The 4,252-nt window shown below is 57.9% G+C and carries 3 protein-coding genes; all 3 read left to right on the top strand.

Annotated features, from left to right (window positions below; genetic code table 11):
• Positions 1 to 101 precede the first annotated feature (101 nt).
• The 3 genes from LKE08_RS00390 (at position 102) to LKE08_RS00380 (ending at position 4,055) form a co-directional block, all read left to right on the top strand.
• Complete coding sequence (locus LKE08_RS00390) at positions 102 to 452, top strand: hypothetical protein (RefSeq protein ID WP_324702212.1); 351 nt, start codon at positions 102 to 104, stop codon at positions 450 to 452.
• A 254-nt stretch (positions 453 to 706) separates the two neighbouring features.
• Positions 707 to 2,542 carry an NAD(P)H-quinone oxidoreductase subunit F gene (locus LKE08_RS00385; protein ID WP_324702211.1) on the top strand — a complete coding sequence of 612 codons (1,836 nt, stop codon included), beginning with the start codon at positions 707 to 709 and terminating at the stop codon, positions 2,540 to 2,542.
• A 19-nt stretch (positions 2,543 to 2,561) separates the two neighbouring features.
• On the top strand, positions 2,562 to 4,055 hold the full coding sequence (locus LKE08_RS00380; protein WP_324702210.1) for an NADH-quinone oxidoreductase subunit M: 1,494 nt from the start codon (positions 2,562 to 2,564) through the stop codon (positions 4,053 to 4,055).
• The last annotated feature ends 197 nt before the right edge of the window (positions 4,056 to 4,252 follow it).

Here is a 4,252-nt window from a genome sequence, read left to right as displayed (position 1 = left end):
GATTCTCCACTTCTCCTCTTGACCCTGAGAGTTCCGACCTCATTTGGTATCCTGTGATACCAAACTTAGGAACATACAGACAGTTATAAGGCTGGTCAGGGGTGCGTCCCTTATATTCACCCGAGGGGGTGAAAGCCTTACCGGGAGGTTATTTCGGGCATTTCAGCCCTATTTCATTCCCGAACGAATCGCACTGCGGATGTTATATTATCGCCTCGAATTATCCCGTCATCGAACACCAAGTCCACTGGCCGACGTCCATCGGTTCCACCTTCGATCGCTTCGATGAAATTCCCGAACGGCTCGATCGCGCCATCGTCCACATCCGAGAGACGGGACAGGACAACCACTGGCAATGGCGCCAACAACGCAACGCCGAGGCGATCGCCAAAATTCTGTTTCCGGGCGAGTGCGAACCGTCTGATCAGGTTCCGACACCCGAAGCCGTCTGATATAAGCCCCGGTTAAGGCGGCTATCACGAATTGTGGTAACGATCCGATTTTCTTGACGCACTGTATAGAATATCATCTATAGTAATTCTAAAGAGAAGATAAAATCCGCAAACTCATCTGCATCCGTTGTCGGCCTTCGATCGCCAGACGACTTTTCCACTTGTCCTCAGTGCATTCAATGACTTGCCACGCCCGGAACCCAAATTCCGGGCTTCCCTTTAAGGGTTAGAGCCATTTATCCCAAATTTCAGTTATGACTGAATTCTTCCTGCAAAACATCTGGTGGATTCCCTGCTATCCCTTCCTGGGGGCTATTTTATCCGTTCCCTGGTCGCCCGGAATCATCCGCAAGACCGGCCCGAGACCGGCCGGATACATCAATATCATCATGACCCTGCTGGCCTTCGTCCACGGCTCCATCGCCTTGGGTGGAATGTGGGGTCAACCGGGTCGCGAGATCGTGATTCCCTGGCTGCAGGTAGCCGATCTCGACTTTTCCATTCCCATCGAACTCTCCGCCATCACCATCGGCGCCACCCTCGTCATCACCGGCCTCAACCTCCTGGCCCAAGTTTACGCGATCGCCTACCTGGAGATGGATTGGGGCTGGGCGAGATTTTACTGCCTGATGGCATTATTTGAAGCCGGACTCGCCGCCCTGGTGCTGTGCAACTCCCTGTTTTTCACCTATATCATCCTGGAGATCCTCACCCTCGGCACCTATTTGCTGGTGGGATTCTGGTTCAACCAGTCCCTGGTGGTGACGGGGGCGCGGGATGCGTTCCTCACCAAGCGGGTGGGGGACCTGTTCCTGCTGATGGGGGTGGTGTCCCTCTATCCCCTGGCGGGGACCTGGAACTTTACCGAACTGACGGAATGGGCGGCGACGGCGACCCTCAACCCCACCGTCGCGACGCTGCTGGGAGTGGCGCTGCTGGCCGGCCCCTTGGGGAAATGCGCCCAATTTCCGCTGCACCTGTGGCTCGACGAGGCGATGGAAGGTCCGGTGCCGAGCACAGTCCTGCGGAATGCGGTGGTCGTGGGTTCCGGTGCCTGGGTGCTGACGAAGGTGTTTCCGGTGATTGCACTGTCTCCGGTGGCGGAGTCGGTGACGGTTGCCATCGGGTTGGCGACGGCTCTCGGGGCCAGCGCCATCGCGATCGCTCAAATCGACGCGAAACGGGCGATTTCCTACTCCGTGAGCTCCTACATGGGCATGGCATTGATCGCCGTGGGGACGGGATTCACCAACACGGCTTTGCTGCTGCTGTTCACCTATTCGATGGCGATGGCCCTGCTGGTGATGACCAGCGGCGGTATCATCCTCAACAACATCACCCAGGATCTGACCCAATACGGGGGCCTGTGGTCGCGCCGCCCCATTTCCGGGATTTGCTTTCTCGTCGGGATCGCGGCGTTGGTGGGCGTCCCCCCCTTCGGGGGCTTCTGGATGCTGCTGGAACTGACCCAAAATCTCTGGCCGACGGAACCGGCGATCGCGATCGTGTTGCTGGCCGTCAACGGGTTGACCGCCTTCAGCCTGACCCGGGAATTCGGCCTCATGTTCGCCGGGACCGTCAAACAGATGACGGTGCGATCGCCCGAAGGACTCTGGGCCGGGGTGCTGCCCATGACCGTTTTGGCGGGCTTTTGCCTGCACGTCCCCCTGCTGCTGCAAGCCTGGGGACTTCTCCCAAGCTGGCAGGCCATCGACCTCACCGCCGCCGGGTTGCTGATGCTTTCCACCCTCGCCGGTGCCGGACTCAGCGTCTGGATCTACATCTTCGACGGCCTGCCCAAACCCGTGACCTTCGGCTCCCGAGCCGTTCAGGACTTCTTCGCCTACGACTTCTACACCGCCAAACTCTACCGCCTGACGATCATTTCCGCCGTGGCGGTGGTGTCCCGGATCATCGACTGGATAGACCGGTTCATCGTCGATGGCTTTGTCAATTTGGTCGGTCTGGCTACCGTCTTCAGCGGACAGAGCCTCCGATATAACGTCACCGGCCAAACCCAGTTCTACGCCCTCACCATCCTGCTCGGCATCACCCTACTGTTGAGTGTGCTCTGTTTCGGTTTGTTCTGACGATCGCCCATCACGAACTATGCTCAGTCTCCTAATTCTCATTCCCCTGGCGGGAAGCCTGCTCATCGGGTTATTGCCCTCCTCCTTCAGTTCCGCCCGCATCCGCTCCGTCGCCCTCGGGGTGACGGCACTGGTGGGGCTGTTGACCCTCAAACTCATCCTCGATTTCAATTTGGGCGACCCCGGCTTTCAATTTGAAGAATATCTGCCCTGGATTCCCCAGTTGGGTTTGTCCTACAGTTTGGGAATGGACGGCCTGTCCCTGTCCCTGATGGGGTTGAGCGCGATTTTGACCCCGATCGCGATCGCCAGCAGCCGCCCGGATACCCCCCGCCCCCGCCTCTACTACTCGATGATCTTGCTGGTGAGTGCGGCGGTCGCAGGGGCGTTTGTGGCCCAAAACCTGCTGCTGTTCGTCCTGTTCTACGAACTCGAACTCATCCCCCTCTACCTGCTGATCGGCATTTGGGGGAGCGACAAGCGGGGCTACGCGGCGATGAAGTTCCTCATCTACACCGCCCTCTCCGGGATTCTGATTTTGGCGGGATTCCTGGGGCTCACCTGGTTGAGCGGGTCGGGAAGTTTCGATTTCGATGCGATCAACACCGAAAAGATCTCCCAAATCAGCCAATTAATTTTAATCACGGTTTTGTTGATCGGTTTCGGGATCAAAATTCCCCTGGTCCCCCTGCACACCTGGCTCCCCGACGCCTACGTCGAATCCTCCGCCCCGGTGACGATCCTCCTGGGGGGTCTGTTGGCGAAGTTGGGAACTTATGGCCTGGTGCGGTTCTGCCTGCAACTGTTCCCGGACACCTGGCAACTGATCGGCCCCGGATTGTCGATTATCGGCGTGATTAGCGTCATGTACGGCGCCCTGACCGCGATCGCACAACAGGACATCAAACGGATGGTCGCCTACAGTTCCATCGGCCACATGGGTTATATCATCGTCGCCACGGCGGCGGGCACGGAAGTTAGCCTGATCGGGGCGATTTCCCAAATGGTCGCCCACGGCTTGATTTTGGCGATCCTGTTCCACCTGGTCGGCGTGGTGGAAACCAAAGTCGGCACCCGCGAGTTAAAATTACTCAACGGCCTGATGAACCCCATCCGCGGCTTGCCCCTCATCAGCGCGCTGCTGATCGCGGCGGGAATGGCAAGTGCCGGAATTCCCGGTTTGGTGGGCTTCGTGGCGGAATTTCTGGTGTTTCAAGGCACGTTTGTGGTCTTCCCGGTTCAGAGTTTGCTCTGTATCATCGCCTCCGGTCTGACGGCGGTTTACTTCGTCATCCTGCTCAACCGCACCTGTTTCGGGCGACTCGACAACAATTTGGCCTACTATCCCAAAGTCTCCCTCTCGGAACGGGCGCCCGCCCTGGTTTTGGCCGCGTTGATTTTGTTCCTCGGCGTGCAACCGAGTTGGCTGCTGCGGTGGAGTTCCCCGACGGCGAAACAGATGGCGTTGGAGTTGAATGGAATTCGCGTTCAACAGGTCGCCAATCGGCTGTGATCGATCCCCCATTATCCCCCCTTACCAAAGCAGGGCCGTTTCATTCTCCCCAGAAAAATGGCAAGGGGAGCGGAGGGAGCGACCGGGAGCGGAGGGAGAAGAGAGAGATTTTTCGGAATCAAAAGGTATTTTTAACCGGAAAAAATCCTTGCTCCTGTCTCCCATCAACGGTTTTCATTGTCGCCCTCGACAATTTT

The organism is Lyngbya sp. CCY1209 (genome assembly GCF_035615495.1).
In the GTDB taxonomy this organism is placed as follows: Bacteria; Cyanobacteriota; Cyanobacteriia; order Cyanobacteriales; family Microcoleaceae; genus Limnospira.
The sequence above is the reverse complement of the archived record's forward strand: the minus strand, read 5'-3'. Positions and strand labels throughout refer to the sequence as shown.

What these genes read in the sequence shown, in the direction of transcription:
- LKE08_RS00385 (WP_324702211.1), top strand. Translation starts at nt 707, where the DNA reads ATGACTGAATTCTTCCTGCAAAACATCTGGTGGATTCCCTGCTATCCC.
- LKE08_RS00380 (WP_324702210.1), top strand. Translation starts at nt 2,562, where the DNA reads ATGCTCAGTCTCCTAATTCTCATTCCCCTGGCGGGAAGCCTGCTCATC.